The sequence below is a fragment of the Streptomyces vietnamensis genome (assembly GCF_000830005.1).
Classification (GTDB): domain Bacteria; phylum Actinomycetota; class Actinomycetes; order Streptomycetales; family Streptomycetaceae; genus Streptomyces; species Streptomyces vietnamensis.
Map to the genome: position 1 here is coordinate 262,873 of NZ_CP010407.1, position 20,028 is coordinate 282,900.

General features: G+C 72.1%; 15 protein-coding genes. 8 read left to right on the forward strand and 7 right to left on the reverse strand.

The annotated features are described in order from the left end of the window. The first annotated feature begins 204 nt into the window (after window positions 1–204). Window positions 205–1,467: a hypothetical protein gene (locus tag SVTN_RS01280; protein ID WP_052498843.1), complete on the forward strand. Its 1,263-nt coding sequence runs from the start codon at window positions 205–207 to the stop codon at window positions 1,465–1,467. Between the two features lie 481 nt (window positions 1,468–1,948). On the opposite strand, the gene galE is transcribed toward SVTN_RS01280, so the two are convergent. Continuing rightward, window positions 1,949–2,959: a UDP-glucose 4-epimerase GalE gene (galE, locus tag SVTN_RS01285; protein WP_041127424.1), complete on the reverse strand. Its 1,011-nt coding sequence runs from the start codon at window positions 2,957–2,959 to the stop codon at window positions 1,949–1,951. 363 nt (window positions 2,960–3,322) lie between these two features. Between galE and SVTN_RS01290 the strand changes: the two genes are divergently transcribed. From SVTN_RS01290 to SVTN_RS01315, 6 genes are all read left to right on the forward strand, one after another. After that, window positions 3,323–5,215, forward strand: a complete 1,893-nt coding sequence (locus tag SVTN_RS01290) for an ABC transporter ATP-binding protein (RefSeq protein WP_041127425.1) — start codon at window positions 3,323–3,325, stop codon at window positions 5,213–5,215. Between the two features lie 62 nt (window positions 5,216–5,277). Beyond that, window positions 5,278–6,324 (forward strand): phosphotransferase enzyme family protein, encoded by a 1,047-nt coding sequence (locus SVTN_RS01295; RefSeq protein WP_052498844.1) that lies wholly within the window; start codon window positions 5,278–5,280, stop codon window positions 6,322–6,324. A 239-nt stretch (window positions 6,325–6,563) separates the two neighbouring features. Then, window positions 6,564–7,661, forward strand: a complete 1,098-nt coding sequence (locus tag SVTN_RS01300; RefSeq protein WP_078908131.1) for an NUDIX hydrolase — start codon at window positions 6,564–6,566, stop codon at window positions 7,659–7,661. Further along, window positions 7,658–9,682: a methyltransferase domain-containing protein gene (locus SVTN_RS45260; protein WP_078908702.1), complete on the forward strand. Its 2,025-nt coding sequence runs from the start codon at window positions 7,658–7,660 to the stop codon at window positions 9,680–9,682. Before SVTN_RS01300 ends, SVTN_RS45260 begins: the two co-directional genes overlap by 4 nt. Next, entirely contained in the window at window positions 9,679–9,822 is a 144-nt protein-coding gene (locus tag SVTN_RS45265; RefSeq protein WP_245727411.1) for a hypothetical protein, read from the forward strand. Before SVTN_RS45260 ends, SVTN_RS45265 begins: the two co-directional genes overlap by 4 nt. Next, window positions 9,819–11,192 carry a phosphotransferase gene (locus SVTN_RS01315; protein WP_041127426.1) on the forward strand — a complete coding sequence of 458 codons (1,374 nt, stop codon included), beginning with the start codon at window positions 9,819–9,821 and terminating at the stop codon, window positions 11,190–11,192. The genes SVTN_RS45265 and SVTN_RS01315 overlap by 4 nt, the downstream gene beginning before the upstream one ends. A gap of 367 nt (window positions 11,193–11,559) precedes the next feature. Here the strand turns inward: SVTN_RS01315 and SVTN_RS01320 are convergent, their stop codons facing one another. The 6 genes from SVTN_RS01320 to SVTN_RS01345 form a co-directional block, all read right to left on the reverse strand. Next, window positions 11,560–12,987: a sodium:solute symporter family protein gene (locus SVTN_RS01320; RefSeq protein WP_099055151.1), complete on the reverse strand. Its 1,428-nt coding sequence runs from the start codon at window positions 12,985–12,987 to the stop codon at window positions 11,560–11,562. Continuing rightward, window positions 12,984–13,226, reverse strand: a complete 243-nt coding sequence (locus tag SVTN_RS01325) for a hypothetical protein (protein ID WP_041127427.1) — start codon at window positions 13,224–13,226, stop codon at window positions 12,984–12,986. Before SVTN_RS01325 ends, SVTN_RS01320 begins: the two co-directional genes overlap by 4 nt. Window positions 13,227–13,241: 15 nt before the next feature. After that, entirely contained in the window at window positions 13,242–14,768 is a 1,527-nt protein-coding gene (locus SVTN_RS01330) for an amidase (RefSeq protein ID WP_078908133.1), read from the reverse strand. Between the two features lie 171 nt (window positions 14,769–14,939). After that, window positions 14,940–15,998, reverse strand: coding sequence for an Lrp/AsnC family transcriptional regulator (locus SVTN_RS01335; protein ID WP_245727412.1), 1,059 nt, complete (start codon window positions 15,996–15,998; stop codon window positions 14,940–14,942). A 256-nt stretch (window positions 15,999–16,254) separates the two neighbouring features. Further along, entirely contained in the window at window positions 16,255–17,781 is a 1,527-nt protein-coding gene (locus tag SVTN_RS01340) for an AMP-binding protein (RefSeq protein ID WP_041127428.1), read from the reverse strand. 17 nt (window positions 17,782–17,798) lie between these two features. After that, a complete protein-coding gene (locus SVTN_RS01345; protein ID WP_052498846.1) occupies window positions 17,799–19,184 on the reverse strand; it encodes a malonyl-CoA decarboxylase domain-containing protein in 1,386 nt (461 codons plus the stop codon). 162 nt (window positions 19,185–19,346) lie between these two features. On the opposite strand from SVTN_RS01345, the gene SVTN_RS01350 reads away from it, so the two are divergent. Beyond that, complete coding sequence (locus SVTN_RS01350) at window positions 19,347–20,024, forward strand: GntR family transcriptional regulator (RefSeq protein WP_041127429.1); 678 nt, start codon at window positions 19,347–19,349, stop codon at window positions 20,022–20,024. The last annotated feature ends 4 nt before the right edge of the window (window positions 20,025–20,028 follow it).

Genomic DNA, 20,028 nt, shown 5'->3' on the forward strand with positions numbered 1-20,028 from the left:
CGTCGATGCCGTGCAGACCCTCGTACGGAACGCCGAACCCGACGGTGGCGGGGGTCCCGTGGCCGACGAGGAGGTTGCCGATGTCCGACGGGCCCGCCGTCTTCGCCCGGGGGGATTCCCTGGTTCCGGGGTGGGGTCGGCCCCACCCCGGCCGGGGGGACCATCGGATGTCCCGGTGATCAACGGCTCCGTAGCGTCGTCGTCATGACCCACACCACGACCCGCACCCGCTTCCGACAGGCCATGCGGCGCAGGCGAGTACGCCAGTCCCTGGCCGCCGCGACCGCCGTCGTCCTCGCCGCCCTTGCCGCCGCCCCGGCGGTCGCGGCGTCCGAACCCCGCCCGGCCCGGCAGAGCACGGGGCGCGGGGCCCTTCTCGGTGTCACTCCCGTCGCCGACCTGAGCCGGGCCGAGGTCGCCGCGTTCCTCAAGGGCGCCGACATCGACCCGGCGACCGTGCGCCACGGTGTGCGCGGCTACCGCCTCACGTACCGGACCTTGACGCCTCGGGGCGAACCGACCACCGCCACCGGCCTGTTGGTGCTCCCCAAGGGTGGCGAGCGCCGGCTCGACCTGGTGGCCGACACGCACGGCACGATGGTCCACCGCGACTACGCGCCGTCCGTCGCCGAGGACTTCGGGCTGTACGCGCCCTATCTGCACGCCGCCGCGGGCCGCGCCGTCGCCGCACCCGACTACCTCGGGCTCGGCAAGGGCCCCGGCCTCCACCCCTACATGGACACCGCCTCCTCCGTCTCCGCCTCGCTCGACATGCTGCGGGCCTCCCGCACCGCCGCGCGTGCGCTCGGCAGGCCGCTCACCGGAGACGTGTACGGCACCGGGTTCTCACAAGGCGGCCAGGTCGCCATGGCGTTGGGCCGCGAGCTGGCGCGGGGCGCGGACCGGCACTTCCGGCTGCGGGCGCTCGCGCCGGTCGCCGGACCGTACGACTTGCAGGGCGCCGAGATCCCCGCCCTGCTCGACGGCCGCGTCAACGACATCAGCGGTGTCTTCTACATGTCGTACTTCCTCACCGCGCAGAACCGGCTGCACCCCGTCTACGACAACCCGGCCGAGGCCTTCCGGCAGCCGTACGCGGGATACGTGGAGGAACTCTTCGACACCCGGCACACCGAGGAGGACATCGTCACGAAGCTGCCCGGCTCGGTGAAGGAGCTGCTGACCGACGGCTTCTACGAGCGGCTGCGGCACCCGGACGGCGGCCTGCTGGCCGCGCTCGAGGCGCAGGACGGGACCTGCGACTGGAAGCCCGACGTGCCCGTACGGCTGCACGGCGCGGCCGGCGACACGGACGTGCCGATCGCCAACTCCATCAGCTGCGCGGCTGATCTGGCCCGCAACGGTGTGACGGCCCCCGTGGTCGACCACGGAAAGGCCGACCACAACGGGTCCTTCAAGCTGGCGGGGCCCCAGATCGTGCGCTGGTTCGACACGCTCGCGCCTTAGGGACTGCCAGGTCGATCACGTTCGGAGCCAGATGGTGAGGGCTGCTGCGGCTGCGGTGCCGAGGCAGACGCAGCGGCGCTTGTCGTAGCGGGTGGCTACCGCTCGGTGCTGCTTGAGCCGATTGACGGCTCGCTCGACGGTGCTGCGTTTCTTGTACCGCTGTTCGTCGAAGCCGGGTGGCCGCCCGCCGCATGCTGATGCGCCCGCACGGCGGTGGAGTCGACCGAGACGTCCCGGTCGATGGAGCGGCGGCAGGAGGCGGGCGTAGACGCCGAGGATCGCGTCGGGCCGGGTGGTGTCGACGGCGCCGGGCCGGATCAGGGTGACCCTCGGGTCGGGAGACCCGGTGAGGTGGCGGCTCGCAAGGGTGACGGCCGCACCCGAGAGGCCGGTCAGGTCGGGCAGGGACCCGGAGGCAAGGGCGCCGTACCCGGCGACGAGGATGCTCGTCGCCGGTCGGGCGGCCCGTAAGGGGCGGGGATCATTCTTCGGTTCCTTCCGTGAGCACGAGGTCGCGGCGGCCGTACCAGGCCAGGGAGTCGGCGATGCCCTGCTCGATGGTCAGGGTCGGCTTCCAGCCGAGGAGCTCGTGGGCGAGGGTGATGTCGGGGTAGGCGCCGGCGTTGTCGCCGGGGCGGCGGCCGACCAGTTCGGTGGGCAGCGGCTTGCCGGTGACGTTCTCGAACGCCTTGATCAGCTCGCGGACGGTGGTGCCGGTGCCCGAGCCGAGGTTGATGACGCGGTACGCGGTGCCGTCGGGGCCGTTGGAGGTGATCGTGTCGAAGCGGCGTACGGCCGCGATGTGGGCGTCCGCGAGGTCTTCGACGTGGACGTAGTCGCGGATGCCGGTGCCGTCGCGGGTCTCCCAGTCGGTTCCGGTGATCGGGTACGGCTCGCCCGCGTGGTACTTGTCGATCATGACGCCCAGGGCGTGCGTGGGTCGGCGGACCTGGAGGCCGCTACGGCCCTTGCGGTCCGCACCGATCGGGTTGAAGTAGCGCAGGGAGACGGCCCTCAGCGGCGTTCCGGCGGTGATGTCCTCCAGGGCCTGCTCGAAGTGCGCCTTCGTCCGTGCGTACGGGCTCATCGGGGCGAGCGGGGCCTGCTCGGTGATGCCCAGGCCCGGCGCGTAGATCGCGGCGGAGGAGGAGAACAGGAACCGTTCGCAGCCGTTGCGCAGCAGGTGCCCGATCAGTGCGAGGCCGGCGGCGACGTTCTCGCTGTAGTAGTGCAACGGTTCGGCGACGGACTCGGGGACGACGATCTTGGCGGCACAGCCGATGGTGGCGACGATGTCGGGGTGGTCGGCGAAGATGCGGTCGATCAGCGTCCCGTCGTCGGTCCTGCCGCGGTACCAGGTCCTGTCCTTGACGAACTCGGCCCGGCCGGTCGACAGGTTGTCCAGGATCACGACCTCGATGCCCTCGTCCAGGCATCGCGACGCGATGGTGGAGCCGATGAATCCGGCGCCGCCGGTGATCAAGACCTTCATGGGAGTCTCCCGAGTTCGGCATGGCCCGGTACCGCCGTCCGGTGGCACCGGGGGCTGTCAGGCGGTCGAGCGTAGCAGCGAATTAGGGTGGTTCATTATGGTTTGAGAATCCGACAACTCCCCTGCTTCGGGGGGGCCGCGACGATCGCGGGTCGGCAGAGTCGCACGAACCGGCACCACCGGCGTTTCGGCCAACTCCGCTTCTCTCTGGTCCTGTTGTCGGAGGCGGGTCGATGCATCCTCCACCCTCCGCCGCGCCCCGAATCTCGGGGTTCCGAGGGAGACCGAAACACATGTGTTCGATATCCCGCCGGTGTCGTTGAACCTCATGACCACGTCGGACAACCGTCAGGGGGAACCACGTTGACCTCGGCCGCCTCCCGCGAAGAGCGGGACATCACCCCGCCGCCTCCGCCCCCACCGGCGGAGATCACGTACAGCGGGCAGTACTCCGTCAATCCGCTCGCCGAGGTGTCCTTCCGGCGGATGTGCGGGCAGCTCCCGGCCGTCCTGAACCGGATCGCCCGGCTGGCGTGGCGGACCGATCGGCGTGCTGTGCAGCTGCTGCTCGTCTGCCAGGCGGTCGCGGGCATCTCGGCCGCAGTGCTGCTGACGGCCACCGCACGGGCCATGAAGCCCGTTCTCGGCGACGGCTCCGCCGATGACAGGCTGCAGGGAGCCGTCCCGGCGCTGCTGGTCGTCACGCTCGCCGCCGCGCTGGGCCGCGGGACGGCGGCGGTGGCCGCGTACGCGGAGCGGAGGATCACCCCGCGGCTGACGACGGAGACGGACAGCTCCCTGGTCGAGGTGGTGTGCCGGGTCGAAGCGTCCGCGTACGCGGAGGAGGGGTTCTCGGACCGGCACGAGGCGGCCGAGATGGGGGTGATGCGCAGCCACGTGATGGTCGCGGACGCACAGCGGTTCCTGTCCGCGCTGATCCGCATGGTCACCGCCGGCGGTGTCCTGTCGGTACTGAACCCGCTGATGCTGCCGCTGCTCCTGCTCGCCGTGCTGCCGGCCGGTGTCGGCGCCGTCCTGACCGCCCGGGTCGACTACGAGATCCACTACGCCAATGTGGCGGACCGCAATGTCAGGGGGATGATGCGCTGGTGGGCGACCACATCGAAGTACGGCGACGAGGTCCGCGCCAACTCGATGGCCGACTACCTGGTCTTCTGGTACCGGGCCCTGTCCGACCGCTGCGACCGCCGTACCCTGGCCGCCGCCCCACGGACCCTGCGGATCGCTCTGCTGTCCGCGCTGGCGGGCGGTGTCTTCCTCGTCGCGACCTGGAGCGCCCTCGCGTGGCTGGTGGTGTCCGGACGGATCGAGCTCGCGGTCGCCGCCACGGCTGTCATCGCCGTCCAGACCGTGCTCGCCGCACTGTCCCAGGTCGTCGTCAACGGGGCCGCGGTCTTCCATACGAGCCTGTACCTGAGTGACATGCAGTCCTTCCTCGACGACGCCGCCGCCCGTACGCCCCGGCGCGGGCCCCGCAAGCACTCCGCGCCGACAGAGGAGATCCGGCTCGAGGAGGTCGTCTATCAGTACCCGGGCAAGGACAAGCCCGCCGTCGACGGTGTCTCCCTCACTCTGAAGCGGGGCCGGATCCTCGCGATCGTCGGCGCGAACGGCTCGGGGAAGTCCACGCTCACCCGGCTGCTGACCGGGATCTACCTGCCGGACAAGGGGCGGGTCACGTGGAACGGCACCGACCTCGCCGAGGTGGACCCCGCCACGGTGTGGGCGAACACCGGCCTGGTGCCGCAGATCTTCGCGCAGTGGCCGTTGCGCGTCCGCGAGAACATCACCCTCGGGCAGCCCCGTACCCACGACGACGTCCCGGTGTGGGCGGCCGTCGACGCGGTCGGTCTTCGCGAGGCCGTCGAGGACCTTCCCGCCGGCCTGGACACCCTCCTGTCCCGCGATGTCTTCGGCGGCACGGAACTCTCCGGCGGGCAGTGGCAACGCATCGCGTGTTCCCGGGCCCTGTACCGGCGCCCGGGGCTGTTGATCCTCGACGAACCCACTTCCCAGATGGATCCGCGCGGTGAACACCAGATCTTCGAGCAGATCAAGGCCATCGCCGCCGACCGCATCACGATCGTGGTCACCCACCGCCTGGAGAACACCCGGATCGCGGACCACATCGTCGTGATGGAGCACGGCCGGATCACCGAACAGGGCCGGTACGACGACCTCGTCCACGGCGGCGGAACCTTCGCCGAACTGCTGGAACTCTCCCAGGACCGCTGATCGCTTCCGCCCCCGCCCGCTTCGCGTCCCAGCGCGAGACCCGCACGTGAAGGAGACCCGTCGTGAGCACCGCAACCCCCCGAGACCGGATCTCGCTCGTGACACTGATGCTCGCCTCCGAGTTCGGCATCGTTCCGGCGTCGATGGCTCCGGGTCCGTCCGGGACCGCGACTCGTAACTACGTGGCCACCACGAAGACCGGCACCGCCTGGTTCGTCAAGACCTACCCGGCCGGCACAGGCCGGGAGACGGCCGAGAGCGCCGCCGCGCTGAGCGAGTACGCCCGGCTGCATCGCGTACCCGTCGCCCGCGCCCGCTACACGGTCGGCCAGAAGCAGTTGGTCGCCTCGGACGGGAAGGTGACCATGTCGGTCACCCGATACCTGCGCGACACGGTCACCGCCGACGGCCGGCTCACCGGACGTCGATGGGAGGCCGTCGGGGAGGCGATCGGACGCTTGCACCGTGGCCTGGCCCGCCACCGGTTCGGGCCGCCCCGGCTCGATGCCCGCGACAGGGCGGTCGACCCCGTGCGCAGCCGGTCCCGGCTCGAAGGCCTCGTTCACCGCTACGAGACGGATCCTCCTCGTACGGACTTCGAGCGGTGGGCGTTGGAGACGGCACGCGAGCGGCTGGCCGGGCTGCCGGCGGTGGAGCGACTGTTGGAGAGGGCTCCGGGGCGGACGGTCTCGCAGCTGGTCCACGGGGACCTGTCGGGCCCCAATGTGCTCCTGCGCGGGGACGGTGTCGCTGCGGTGATCGACTTCGCCGCGCCGGGGCGGCGCAGCCTCATGTGGGAGCTCGGCCGGCTGGCACTCGACCCGCGTACCGTCCTCGCCCAGCCGGACTGGCCCGAGGGGATGGGCCGCCTCGCCGCCGTCTACCACCGGCGTCATCCGGCCGTACCGGTGGAGGAGTTGGTGAGCGTGGTGCGGCTGACGGCCGCGTACCTGGGGTGCACCGTGTATCCGCTCAACACGGTCGTGGACGGCCTCGGACCCGTCACCGAGTCGCTGGAGGCGTACGCCCGGGACCGCGTGGAAGCCGCTGTCGTTCTGCGTGAACGGCTCGACGAGGCGGAGGAGGTGCTGAGGGACCACCTCCGGTAGCCGTCTCTGCCGAGCCCTGTCGGCCAGTCTTCACGGCTCGACCGGTCTCCACGGCTCGGCCGGTCTCCAAGGCTCAGCCAGTCTCCAAGGCGGCCGACGCTGACGCGCGGCGCGATTCCCCGGCGGTCTTGTCCCGCCCCCGTCCCCATGACCACCCCTGTGAGGTTCTGCCGTGCCCTGCGCTTCCTCCTACGCTCTCCCGCTTCTGACGTTCGTCTCGACCTTGGTGAGGTACTGACATGCGCCCGTCCCGCGACCACCTGCGGTCCACGGTCGGCGAGTACCTCGGCCGGCACCCCGGCGAGCGCGACGCGCTCTCCGGCCCCCTCACGGCGCTGGACGCGGAAGCGGACCCGACGAGCCGTGCCGCGCCGCCCGGCCGCATCACGTGCAGCGGCGTCGTCCTCGACGCCGCCCTGGACGGCCCGGTCACGCCCGTGAACGCCAGTGCGGTGATCCACGACGGTCAGGGCCGTTACCTGTTGCACCTGAGGGACGTGAAGCCCGGCATCTGGGCGCCGGGATGCTGGGACCTGCTCGGCGGCGGCCGGGAGCCGGATGACACGAGCCTGTTCGACACGGTGGTCCGCGAGCTGCGGGAAGAGGCCGGTCTGGAGGTCCCCGGCCTCCAGCCGTACGCGGTCGGCCATGTGACCGGCACGGACGGGACCCTCGTCCCCGTTCAGCTGTTCACCGGCGAGTGGAGCGGTGACCCCGGCACGCTGACGGTGACCGAAGGCCAACTCCTCGCCTGGCGAAGTCTTGAGCAGCTGCCGTACCTGACCATGCTCCCCTCCACCCGGATGCTGCTCGAACGGCACGCCACCGAGCACCCTGCCGCCGACGCCGACGCCGGCCACCGGCCGGCGAAGACCGTGACCGCGACGGTGCCCCCTGGCACCGAGCCCCACATCGTCGGCGTCCACCTCGTCCTCGAACAGGACGGCAAGGTCCTGCTGGGCCGACGCCATCCCGACTCGGCTTACGCGGGCGGGATGTGGCACGTTCTCGCGGGTCACTGTGAGCACGAGGCGGCGACCGCATGCCTGGTGCGCGAGGCCCACGAGGAGGCGGGGCTGGTCATCAGCGCGGACGACCTCACCCTCGTCCACACGGTGCACGCGGTCGACCGACCCGGTGACCGGCCCAGGATCCAGCTCTTCTTCCACGCACGTGCGTGGAAGGGCACACCCGAGCTCCGGGAGCCGGACAAGACCGTCGCCTGGCAGTACTGGGACATCGACGGCCTCCCGGACGCGATCGTCCCCTACACCCGCGCGGCGATCGAGGGGATCCGGGCCGGCCGCCCCTATACGGAAATGGGGTGGTCACGGTGACCGGCTTCTCTGCCGTCGGCGCCGCCTACGCCGAGCATTCCGACAGCGCCCGGGGCCGACTGCGCCACGACCTCGTCGAGCGCCGCCTGCACGCCGAACTGCCCGCGTCACCCGTACGGATCCTGGACGTGGGCTGCGGGACCGGCGAGATGACGATCCGGCTCGCCGCCGCCGGGCACCAGGTGACCGGCGTCGACCCGGACCCCCGCATGCTGGCCGTTGCGGCCGGCCGCCTGGCGGCCCTGCCCGGCCTCCGGGGGCGCGTGGAGCTGGTGGAGGCCGGCATCGACGGGCTCTCCTTCGGCCGTGAGGTGTTCGACGCGGTCTGCTGCCACGGCGTGCTGATGTACCTGGACGAACCCGGTGAGGCGCTCGCCCGGCTGACCGAACGGGTCGCGCCCGGAGGCCTGCTGAGCATCCTCGCCAAGAACCGCCGGGCCATCGGTGTACGCGAGGCCCTGGCCGGTGACTACGAGAACGCGCGCCGGCTCATCGAGTCCGAAGCGGACAGGAGCCCCGGCAACCTCGGCCTGGAGACCCGCGGCGACACCGCCGAAACCCTCGACCAACTGGCGGCCGGGCACGGGTTCACGCCGCTGGCCTGGCAGGGCGTACGGATCTTCCACGACCACCTCGACGACACCTGGGCGCCGGGAAGGGCCGCGTACGAGGCGGCCCTTGAGCTGGAATGGGCCGCCTCCTGGCGCAGCCCCTACCGGGACCTCGGTCACCTCGTACACACCCTGGCCCGACCACCACGCCCGCGACCGCCCCGTCACCCACGAAGGACAACCCGTATGTCCCTTGATCTCCAGCCCGGCGCGACGAGCAGTCGTCGTGCCGCCATGGTCGACCGCCTCACCTCCACGGGAACCCTGACCGACCCCCTGCTGCGCGACGCCCTGCTCCACGTGCGCCGCGAGACGCTCCTCCCCCACGCCTACGTCCGGGTCAGCGGCCCCGGCGCGGATCCGATCGACTGGCGCCTCCTCGACGGCTCCCACCCCGACGACCGTGAAGAGTGGCTCGACCTGGTCCACGGCGACGCGTCGATCCTGCTCCAGCGCGACGGCGAGCCCCTCGACGCTCTCGCCCGCGGCCCGGTGACCGGCGGCCACATGACCTCCATGTCCACTTTCGTCCCCGCCACCGTCGAAGCCCTCCAGGCCCTCGGCCTCGAACCGGGCCACCGCTATCTGGAGCTCGGGCCCGGGCCGGGAACCTCCCTCGCGCTCGCCGCCACCGTCACCGGCGCCGGACGCGCCACCGGTGTGGAGCGGGACGGACACATGGCGGCCTTCGCACAGAGGAACCTCGACCGCCTCGGCGTCGACGCGGCGGTGGTCGAGGGGGACGCGCTCGAAGGACACGAGAACCGGGCCCCGTACGACCGGATCCACTCCGGCATCGGGGTGCCGTGCGTCCCGTCGGCCTGGGTGGAGCAACTCGCGCCCGGGGGACGGCTGCTGACCACGCTCGCGACCCGTACGCCGAGCTGGCCCGGACAGCTCCTCGTCACCCGCACCGCCACCGGCCGGATCGAAGCCGTCCTGCGGGGCCGGCCGAGCGGGTACCGGCCGATGCTGGGATACCGGTGGCTGACCGCCCTGGATCACCGCGCGCGGATCAAGGCGTACCCGGGCACGGCGCGGCCCACCCGGCTCGCGCCGCCACCGGACGACGCGTACGGCTTCTGGGTCGCCGCCGCCTACCTCGCTCCCGGCCTCGTGCGGGACTTCCAGGCGGAGACGATGACGATCGTCGCCCCCGAGGACGACTCCTGGGCCGTGGCCGGTCCCGACGACGCGACCGTCCGCGTCCACGGACCGCGGGACGTGTGGGCCGAACTCGAGGACCTGTACGTCCGCTGGGTACGGGCCGACCGCCCGGAGACGTACCGGGTCGACCTCTCCGACGGCACCGGGATCCAGTCCGTCACCTCCGGTACGGGGCCGAATGCGCTGAGCTGGTCGCTGCCGGCTGATGCCGCTGCACCGCGGGTACCGCTGGGGGACGCGTGAGCGCCCGCCCGGCCCTCTTCGGCGACGGCCATGCCCGCTTCGAAGCCGAGGCCCGGCAACCGTGGGAGCAGCGCGGCGGGCTCGTCGAGGACGCGGTGTTCACCGTGCTGCTCGCCCGGCGTCCGGGAGACGACGCGTGAGCGGCGGGCGGCACACCGTGCCGGTGGACGTACACCTGCTCGCCGTCCGCGACGGGGAACAGGGCCCGGAGGTACTGCTGTCCCGGCGGGCCGGTGATGTGTACGCGGCGGGCCTGTGGCACGCGCCGTCGGGGCACGTGGAGCGGGAGACCGTCGTCGCCGCCGTCGTACGCGAGACGCTGGAGGAGACCGGGCTCGTCGTGGATCCGGCCGATGTCCGCGCGGCCGTCACGGTGCACCACCGGCCCCCGGGCGGACAGGAGAGGGTCGGCTTCTTCTTCGAGGTCCGCCGCTGGCACGGCACACCGCAGGTGATCGAACCGGACAAGTGCGACGCGGTCGGGTGGTTCCCGCTCGACGGCCTGCCGGAGCCGATGGTCGCCTACTGCCGGGCCGGTCTCGACGCCTACCGGGCCGGCGCGCCGGTCGCGCTGCATTTCCAGGATCCCGGTGACCCGATCGCCCACGACCCGGCCGTCGACCGGCTGGTCCCGGTCCCCGGCCACGGCATCCGCGACGCCGCCCCGGAGGAGGCGGTGCGCGCCTTCGCCGAGCGGGCGGTGGGCCGCATCGCCGGCTGGACGGACGTTTCCTGGGCCCGCGAGGAAAGCCGCGTATGGCAAGCGCGTGGTGCCGAGGGCGGCACCTGGTACGTCAAGATCCACCAGAACGACCGCTTCCACCGGCGTGAGGTGACGGCCCTCCGTAGCTGGGTCCCCTCGCTGGGCGCGGCCGCGCCACGCCTGGTGGCCTCCGATGCATCGCTGCGGGCCGTGGTGCTCACCGCGGTCGGAGGCCGATCCCTGCACGGCGCCACCCACCCACCCGAGAAGCAGCGCAGGATCTTCCACCGCATCGGACGACTCGCGGCGGCCGTCCATCGCGGCGCTCAGCCCCGGCCGGCCGGCGACACGCTGCCCGTGGGGAAGCTGGAGCGGCACCTGGACGGGGCCCGGCCTCATCTCGCGCCCGGGGACGAAGAGTTCGTCCGTGCCACAGCCGAGAAGGCCGCCGACCTGCCCGCCTTGGACGTGGTGTCCACACACGGCGACTTCCAGCTGCGCAATCTGCGCTGGGACGAGGACGCCGACGCCCTGTATGTGATCGATTTCGAACGGTCGGAAGAAGGACCGGCGGTACGGGACTTCGTGCGGCTCTCCGATGCGTGGCACGGCCGTCCCGACCTCCTGGAAGCCGTGATGGACGGCTACGGCCGTCCCTTCACCCCGGCGGAAGAAGCCCACTTCAGGATCCTGTCCGTCCTGGATGCCGTCTCCGGCATCTCCTACGGCGCCGCCCACGGCGACCCCGAGCTGGTGGAGCGCGGCTGCCGCACCCTGGCCCGGCTCCGCACCGCACCACGCCCCTGATGACCACCGCACCTACGCACGAGGAGCGACACGTCGACGTACACGACCCGCGATCGGCGGGAACAGCACTACAGCGACGGCAAGGCGTTCCGGCAGGTCGGCGGGCGCACTCCGCCGCAATACCCCCTGAGCCCGGGCCCGCGCTGACGAAGGGCTCGCCCGAGTTCCCGGTCAGGCTTCCGGTCTGGCCGCTCCCGGCCGGGGACCGGCCACGTGCGCCCTCGGCTTCGCGAGCGACGGTGCGGTGATGCGGCCGGCCCGATCCCCCGGCGAGCGCGACCGGCCCGTCCTTCTGCGGGCGGACGCCTCACAGTTGAGACGCCCACCGCCGGGCCGCGCGGCCCCCGGCGCGCGGCCCGGCGGTCGGTCAGTTGGCCTCGGCCGGGACCGGGGCGGTGGAGCGGGACCGCACCACCAGCTGGGCGACGGCGGTGACGGCCATATTCAGGACGAGGGCGATGAGTCCGGTGTCGAAGGTGCCGACGTCCACGCCGCCGAAGGTGAGCCAGATCAGGACGCCGACGCCGGTCAGGATGCCGAGCAGTGCGGGCACGGCGTCCAGGCGGACCTTCTTCGCCAGACCCATGACGATCGCCGGGGCGAGCTGGGTGAGGCCTCCGTAGGTGAGCAGGAGGAGGTCGGACAGGAGTCCGGGGCGGGTGAGGCCGAGGACGAGGGCGAGCGTCGCGGCCCCGATCACGCACACGTGGTTGGTGCGCAGCTGGGCGCGTTCGTTGCCGGCGCTGAGCAGGTTGCGGGACAGCAGGCTGGAGATGCCGACGACGATGGCGGCGGACGGCACCATGGCCGCGGAGGCGGCGGCGACCGCGACGACGCCGACGAGCCAGCCGGGGAGGGTCTGGCCGGCGAGGGTCAGGGCGACGGCGTTCGGGGCCGAGCCCTGCTTGACCAGCAGGATTCCGGCGAAGCCGACGATGACGGGGATGCCGAGGGCGATCTGGTAGAGCGGCAGCCAGATCGCGTTCTGGCGCAGGGCGCGGCCGCTGCCGGCGGCGAGGACCGGCGGCCACAGGTGGGGCAGGGTGCCGAGTCCGCCGCCGAGGCCGGAGATGATGACGGCGGTGACGAAGAAGGTGGCGTCGTAGCCCTCCTGGTGGAACGTCAGGAGGTTCGGGTGGGCGTCCCGCACGGTCTCGAAGAGGCCGCCGATGCCGCCGTTCACGGACAGTGCCACGCCGGCGATCAGGACCACGAGCCCGATGATCATCAGGGCGTCCTTGAGGTAGGCGACGCGGGCGATGCCGCGGATGCCGGACCACAGGACGAAGGCGACGGTGAGGACGGTGGCGAGCACCATGCTCAGGTTGCCGCCGGTGCGGCTGCCGGTGGCGAGCTGCACGATCAGGCCGAGGCCGGTGATCTGGAGCTGGAGGTACGGCAGCAGGAAGACGGCGCCGACGACGGCGACGACCTTGCCGAGCAGGGGGCTGCGGTAGCGGTCGGCGAAGTAGTCGGCCTGCGTCAGATAGCCGCCCTTGCGGCCCAGTTCGCGCATGCGGGGCGCGGTGAAGTACTGCAGGATGAAGTTGATCGAGAGGTAGCAGAGCGCGAAGGCCGCGGCGACGCCTCCGCCGAAGGCGATGCCGGCGAGGCCGAGGAAGCTGAAGGTGGTGAAGGCTTCGCCTGCCTGGAGGAACCAGGTGGTGAAGGTGGAGAACCTGCGCTTCCCCACGGTCCATTCGCCGAATTCTCCGCGGCCGGGCCGGCGCCCGGTGACGCCGACGACGGCGATGGTGACGATGCCGATCAGGGTGATGGCCATGGTGGTGTTCACGCGACGGCCTCCTCGTGGCTGTCGTTCGCCTCGCGGTCGTTCTCGTCGTCGTCCGTGTGGTGGGTGAAGTGCTCGACGAGCACGAGCGCCGCCGTGGTGCCGGCCGTCCACAGCAGGCACCAGGCGAGGACGGAGGGGATGCCGAACCAGAGGTGCGGGCCGTTGACGAAGGGCAGGAAGGGGGTACTGAGGAAAGCCGCTACGGGCACGACGGCCCAGAGCACGTGCGGTGATCTCATCGGGGCTCCATACGGCTACGGGAGGGAGGGGCGACGGCGTCCGTGCCCGGTGGCGGCCTCGTAGGCGGCACCGGTCTCGAGCACGGTCCTCTCGGCGCGGGGCGGGCCCACGATCTGGAGGCCGACGGGAAGCCCGGCAGGGGTGCTGTGTTCCCCCGGGGGGCGACCCCCGGACCCCCGGCCGGTGAAACCGGCGGGGACGGAGAGGGCGGGTGAGCCCAGGACGGTGACGAAGTACGCGGAGCGCATCCAGTCGAGGTAGGTGTGCTGCGGCTCCCCGTCGATGTCGGTGGGGTACTCCGACTCGACGGCGAACGGGGCGACCTGGCTGACCGGGGCGATCAGAACGTCGTACCGCTGGAAGAAGGCGGTGGCGGCGAGGTGGATGCGGGCGTGCCCGGTGCGGGCGCGGACGAGGTCGGCGCCGGTCAGGCGCCGTCCCTCCTCGATGTTCCAGACGAGGCTGGACTTCAGGGAGGCCCGGTCGCTGTCGAGCAGCGCGCCGAGACCGTGGTGGAACTCCTGGGCGCGCAGCGTGCGGAACACGTCCTCGGCGCCGTCCAGGTCGGGGCAGTCCTCGGTGACGGCGCAGCCGAGGTCCTCGAAGACCTGGGCCTGGCGCTCGATGACGTCGCGGACGTCGCGGTCGACGGGGACCCGGCCGCCGAGGTCGGGGGCGAAGGCGACGCGCAGGCCGGCGATGTCCCGGCCGAGCGGTGCGCGGAAGCCGGCGCCCGGCTCGTCCAGGGAGATCGGGATACGCGGGTCGGGTCCGGCCATCACGGACAGCAGCAGCGCGGTGTCGGCGACGGTGCGGCCCATGGGCCCGGCGACGCCCATGGTGTCCCACAGGTTGCCGGTGGGGTGCGAGGGGACGCGGCCGGGGGTGGGGCGCAGGCCGACGACGTTGCAGAAGGACGCCGGGTTGCGCAGCGAGCCGCCCATGTCGCTGCCGTCGGCGAGCGGCTGGAACCCGGCGGCGAGCGCGGCCGCGGCCCCGCCGCTGCTGCCGCCCGCCGAGCGCGTCAGGTCGTACGGGTTCCGGGTCGCGCCGAAGACGGGGTTGAAGGTGTGCGAGCCGGCCGCGAACTCGGGCACGTTGGTCTTGCCGATGCGGATGGCGCCCGCGTCCTGGATGCGCTGTACGAGGAGCTCGTCCTCGTGCGGGACGTGCTCGGCGAACAGCGGTGAGCCGTGCGTGGTGCGCATGCCACGGGTGGCGTGGGTGTCCTTGAAGGCGATGGGCAGGCCGTGCAGCGGACCCAGCTCCTCGCCGCGCGCCTGCCGCTCGTCGGCGTCGGCGGCGGCGGCCAGCGCGCCCTCCGCGTCCAGGGTGACGATCGCGTTGACGTCCGGGTTGTGGCGCTCGATGCGGTCGAGGTGGGCCTGGACGACCTCGCGGGCCGAGAGTTCGCCGCGGCGGATGCGGGTCGCGAGGTCGACGGCGTCGAGCGCGCAGATCTCGTCCCGGTCGGGGGTGGCGGATGCGGCAGGGCCGGGCGCGATGGAGCCGGAGGCGACGGGGCCGGGGGAGACAGGCATGGCATTCCTTGGGCAGCAGGCACGGAGAGCGTCGCCGCAGTGAGCCGGTCGGAGCCGGGAGTACGGCGCGTGTGATGCACCACAATGAAGCCGCTGACTGTTTCAGTCAATGGCCGAGACTCTATGAACTTTTAAGACACCAGATCCGCAGGGTTGATTTTTTCAGTCACCCTACGAGGCTTCGCGATCGACTCCGGGGAATTCGACACCACTGCGCTTGAAGGACTCGACGACCAGATGGGACTGCACGGCCTCCACGTGCCGCACCCACGGCGAGACGGTGAGGAACTCGTGCAGCGCGGCCTTCGACGGCTGCGTCACGTCGACCAGGAGCTGATGCTCACCCATCACGACGGCTGCGTACCGCACCAGCGGCGACTCGACGAGCAGCCGGCCCACCTTCTCGACCTCGTCGGGCCTGACCTTGATCCACAGCAGCGCCTCGACCGGCAGGCCGAGCAGCGCGGGCTCGACCGCGGCCCGGATGCTCACGACGCCTTCCCGCGTCAGCGTCTCCACACGGCGCCGCGCCGTCGCCACGGAGAGCCCGGACACGGCCGCCAGCTCCTCGTACGTGCGTCGCCCGTCCTCGGCGAGCGCCCCCAGGAGCGCCAGCTCCTCCGGCCCGACCTCGACGTCCCGCGGAGCGGGTTCTCCCACGGTCCCGTGCGGCCCGCCGAGCGCCTCGACCTCTCCGGCGTCCAGGATGCCGGGCGACCACTCGTGCACCGTGCGGAAGTACCGCAGCACCGGGGACACACTCTGCGAGACCAGCCCCGGCAGCGCCGGCACCTCGTCCAGCATCAGCGACGCCAACCGGCCCGGCGGACACTGCAGCTCGGCCACGCAGTCGACCGGCCCGGCCAGCGCGTACGAGAAGATGCAGTCCGCGCGCCGCGCCGCCGCCACCGCGGCGTCCCGCACCGTGCCCGGCCGGCACGTCATCCGCAGGATCACCGTCTCACCCCGCATGACGAGCCCGCGCACGGCGACGTCCCCGCTCTCCAGCAACCGCAGCCCGCGCCGCGCCACCTTCCGCTCGGGCTCCCCCAGGGCCGCCGAGATCCGCCGCCACGAGGCCCGCCCGTCGATCTGCAGGGCGGCGACGATCCGCCGGTCCAGCTCGTCCAGCGGCCCACCGGGCGCGTCGGCGGGCACGCTCGGGTGCGTGGAAGGGCGCGCGGGCGGGGCGGCGGGGGCGGTCCGGGTGGCCGGTACAGGGTGCGTCACAGGAACGACCCTAACGACCATGCCCTAATGACCATGGCAGCTCCCCTGCGCGGGGACGGCGGATCCTCCTCGGCGCCGCCCGCACCCTGGGGACCGCCCCCTGTCACGCGGTCCGGTGCCCGTCGCCGATCCGCCCGATGACACCGGTCGCACCGACGGCACAGCCGTCAGGTCCGCGGAGAAGAGAGGAGAGGTGAAGGACCGCCTCCACGGCAGCCCTTCACCTCGTGTCCGCTGTTGTCGGCCCCGCCACTGCTCAGGCGTTCGAGCCCGTGAACAGGTCCTGGTACTGCTTGCGGAGCTCGGCCTTCTGCACCTTGCCCATCACGTTGCGCGGCAGCGCCTCGACGACGCGTACGGCGCGCGGGTGCTTGAACCGGGCGAGGTCGTCGGCGACGAACTCCAGCAGTTCGGTCTCCGTGGGCTCCTGGTCCGGGGCCGGGACGACGACGGCCACGACCGTCTCTCCGAAGTCGGGGTGCGGGACACCGATGACGGCGGACTCGAGGACCGCGGGGTGGGCGTCGAGCAGTTCCTCGATCTCCTTGGGGTAGATGTTGTAGCCGCCGGAGATCACCAGGTCCTTGCCCCGGCCGACGATGCAGAGGTAGCCGTCCTCGTCGATGCGGCCCAGGTCGCCGGTGATGAAGAAGCCGTCCGCGCGGAACTCGGACGCGGTCTTCTCGGGCATCTGCCAGTACCCGCTGAAGACGTTGGGGCCGCGGACCTCGATGCTGCCGACCTCGCCGTCGGGCAATGCCCGACCGGTCTCGCCGTCCACCACCCGGATCTCGGTGCCGGGCAGCGGCTTGCCGACGGTGCCGGGCTTGCGCGGGCCGCCCTCGTACGGGTTGGTGGTGTTCATGCCGGTCTCGGTCATCCCGTAGCGCTCCAGGATGGCGTGTCCCGTACGGGCCTCGAAGGCCTCGTGATCGCTCGCGAGCAGCGGGGCCGAGCCGGAGACGAACAGCCGCATCGAGGCGCAGGTCCCCGGGGTGAGCCGGTCGTGCTTCACCATCCGGGTGTAGAAGGTCGGCACGCCCATGAGCACCGTGGCCCGGGGCAGCAGGTCCACGACCGTGTCCACGTCGAACTTCGGCAGGTAGTGCATGGAGGCACCGGCCGCGATCGTCATGTTCGCGGCGACGAACAGTCCGTGGACGTGGAAGATCGGCAGGGCGTGGATCAGCCGGTCCTGGTCGGTGAACCGCCAGGCCTCGAGGAGAGCCCGGCAGTTGGAGGCGAGGTTGCCGTGGGTGAGCACCGCGCCCTTGGAGCGTCCGGTGGTGCCGGAGGTGTAGAGGATCGCCGCCGGGTCGTCGGCGGAGGCGTCGACGACCTCGTCGTGGCGGCCGTCGCCTTCGAGGAGGGTGCCGTCGCCCTTGGTGCCGAGCGTCTCGACGACGAGGTCCCGCCCCTCGCGGTGCGCGTGGTCGGCCCGTCGCTCCGGGGAGCAGACCAGCACGCGCGGCCGGGCGTCGCCGATGAAGTACTCCATCTCCGCGCCGGTGTACGCGGTGTTGAGCGGCAGGAAGACGCCGCCGATCCGCAGCGTCGCCAGGTACAGCGCGATGGCCTCCGGGGACTTGTCCACCTGCGCGGCGACCCGGTCACCGGGGGTGACGCCGTCGGCGACGAGCCGGGCGGCGATCCGTCCCACGGTCCCCTCCGTCTCGCGGTAGGTGACCTGCCGGCCGTCGGGCAGCTCGAAGAGCGCCTTGTCCGGCTGCCGCTCCACCTGCTCGGCGAAGGACCGGTGGATGGTGGTGAAGGGTGGTGCCATGAGGGGGTGTTCCTCTCTCATCGATCGATCGGAGCGGTAGGGGCGGAGGCGGCGACGGCCTCGGGGAAGGCGTCGCGCAGTGGTCCGCCGAGGGCGACGGTGCCACGGCGGACGAAGTCCTCGTGCCGGCGCTCCAGCTCCCCCGGCTCGTAGCGGTAGTTGATCATCGCGCCATAGGACTGCCGCCACGCCTCGGCCGAGCTGTTCGCCGGCCAGTTCAACTGCCAGGCGGCGGCTCCGTTACCCAGGTGGAAGCGGGCGACCGGATCGAGGGGGCGTCCGTCCGCGCGCCGCTCGACCGCGACGTACCGTGCCAGGGCGGGGAGGAGCCGGGCGCGGAGCCGCTCGACGTCCTCCGTGCCGAGCTCCGCGGGTCCCTCCAGGGCGTCCAGCTCGCGGACGAGCGGGCCGAGGTCGGCGTCCTGTCCGGCCTGCTCACCGAGCCAGCGACGGAAGCCGGGGAGGGGCGAGAGCGTGGCGAACCGCGTCAGGTGGGGCAGTTGCTCGCCCACCTGCTCGATGACCTGCTTGATGAGGAAGCTGCCGAAGGAGACTCCGGCCAGCCCGTCCAGGGCGTTGTTGATCGAGTAGAGCGCCGCCGTGTCCGCGTCCGCGGGGCTGAGCGCCGGGCCCGGCTCGAGGAGGGGGGCTATGCGGTCCGGCAGACCGCGCACCAGGGCCACCTCCACGAAGATCAGCGGCACCTCCCCCGTGGCCGGGTGGAAGAACGCGTAGACCGCGCGGTCCTCCGGCTCCAGACGGCGGCGGAGCTCGGCTTCGCTCGCCATCGGGTGGACCCTCTCGCCCTGCATCAGGCGCCGGCGCAGTTCCTTCGGCGCGTCCCAGGTGACCTCCGCCATGCGCAGGAAGCCCCGGTTGAACCAGGAGGTGAGCAGGTGGTGGAAATCGTGGTCGAGGGGGCGCAGCTCGGGGTGGCGGTGCATCAGCCGGCGCAGGTCGGCGCGCATCTCGACCAGGGCGAGCGTGGCGTCGGGAGCGTGGTTCATACGGCGCAGCAGCTGCTGGCGGGCCGGCTCGACCACGTCGAAGAGCCCGACCAGCTCCTCCTCTCCGCGGGATCCGGCGGCGCGGGCCTCCTCCCAGCGGCGGAAGGCGGTACGGACCCGGTCGGCGTCGACGTCGAAGGTCCGGGTGACGTGCGTGAAGAAGGCCCGCTTGCCGTCGTCGTCGAGCTCGTCGTAGGCGGCGAGGGCCCTGGCCGCGACCGCGCGCATCGAGGCCTCGCCCACGTCGCTCATCAGGACCTCGCAGGCGGCGAGCAGCTGGTCCAGCGGGGGGTCGGGCGGCGGGGCCGACCGCTCCCCGGCCGCCGTGTCCGTGCCGCGCCGTCGTCCCAGTGCCTGGAACAGGTCGGTCAGCAGCCAGCCGTCGTGACGTTCCACGTCCGCACCTTCCGTACGCCTTCGGTCTCGCCCGCCTCTGCTGCCGCCACGGCGTAGGATCCATGGTGGCGGACGATATATATAACAGCGCCACCGTAGGACACATCAGGGTTCGCGCACCAGCCCCGTCCGCTCGGATAACCTGACCGCTCGGAGGTGCACATGGCCCGGATCCCGGAATCCCAGCGCGTGCGCGACGCGCTCGAGAACGCTGTCGTGGACGGTCACTACCGTCCCGGCGAGCGGCTGGATCCCGCACGCCTGGAGCAGGAGTTCGGCTGCTCCCGTACGCCGATCAGGGAGGCGCTCCAGGCCCTGGAGCGCTCCGGACTCGTGCAGATCCGCCCCAAGCAGGGCACGTACGTCACCGAGCTGAGCGTCTCCGAGCTGGCCGAGCGCTTCGAGGTCATGGCCGAGCTGGAGGGGATGGCGGCGCGGCTCGCCGCCCGGAGCATCGACCAGGAGGCGCTGCACGAGCTCGAACGCGCCCTGCTCGAATGCGAGAGCCACGCGGCGGCCGGCGACGCGGACCCCTACTACTACGCCAACGCCCGGTTCCACGGCATCGTCTACGACTCCTGCGGCAACGAGTACCTGCGCCGGCAGGCGCACGCGCTCAAGCGGGCCCTGCAGCCGTACCGCCGACTGCAACTGCGCGTCCCGGACCGCATGCGCCGCTCCCTGGCCGAACACCGCGCGATCGCCGACGCCATCGCCCGCGGCGACGCCGAGACGGCGGAGAACGCCGCGCGCGACCACGTACTCGTCCAGGTCAAGGAGTTCAGCCAACTGGTGAGGACCTGGCGGCGGTTGACGGAGCCGGTGCGCGAGGCCGGCTGAGCGC

Excerpts from the sequence above, each read along its gene's own strand:
- SVTN_RS01325 (WP_041127427.1), bottom strand. The coding sequence starts at position 13,226 with ATGAGATCACCGCACGTGCTCTGGGCCGTCGTGCCCGTAGCGGCTTTC.
- SVTN_RS01330 (WP_078908133.1), bottom strand. The coding sequence starts at position 14,768 with ATGCCTGTCTCCCCCGGCCCCGTCGCCTCCGGCTCCATCGCGCCCGGC.
- SVTN_RS01300 (WP_078908131.1), top strand. The coding sequence starts at position 6,564 with ATGCGCCCGTCCCGCGACCACCTGCGGTCCACGGTCGGCGAGTACCTC.
- galE (WP_041127424.1), bottom strand. The coding sequence starts at position 2,959 with ATGAAGGTCTTGATCACCGGCGGCGCCGGATTCATCGGCTCCACCATC.
- SVTN_RS01280 (WP_052498843.1), top strand. The coding sequence starts at position 205 with ATGACCCACACCACGACCCGCACCCGCTTCCGACAGGCCATGCGGCGC.
- SVTN_RS01350 (WP_041127429.1), top strand. The coding sequence starts at position 19,347 with ATGGCCCGGATCCCGGAATCCCAGCGCGTGCGCGACGCGCTCGAGAAC.
- SVTN_RS01340 (WP_041127428.1), bottom strand. The coding sequence starts at position 17,781 with ATGGCACCACCCTTCACCACCATCCACCGGTCCTTCGCCGAGCAGGTG.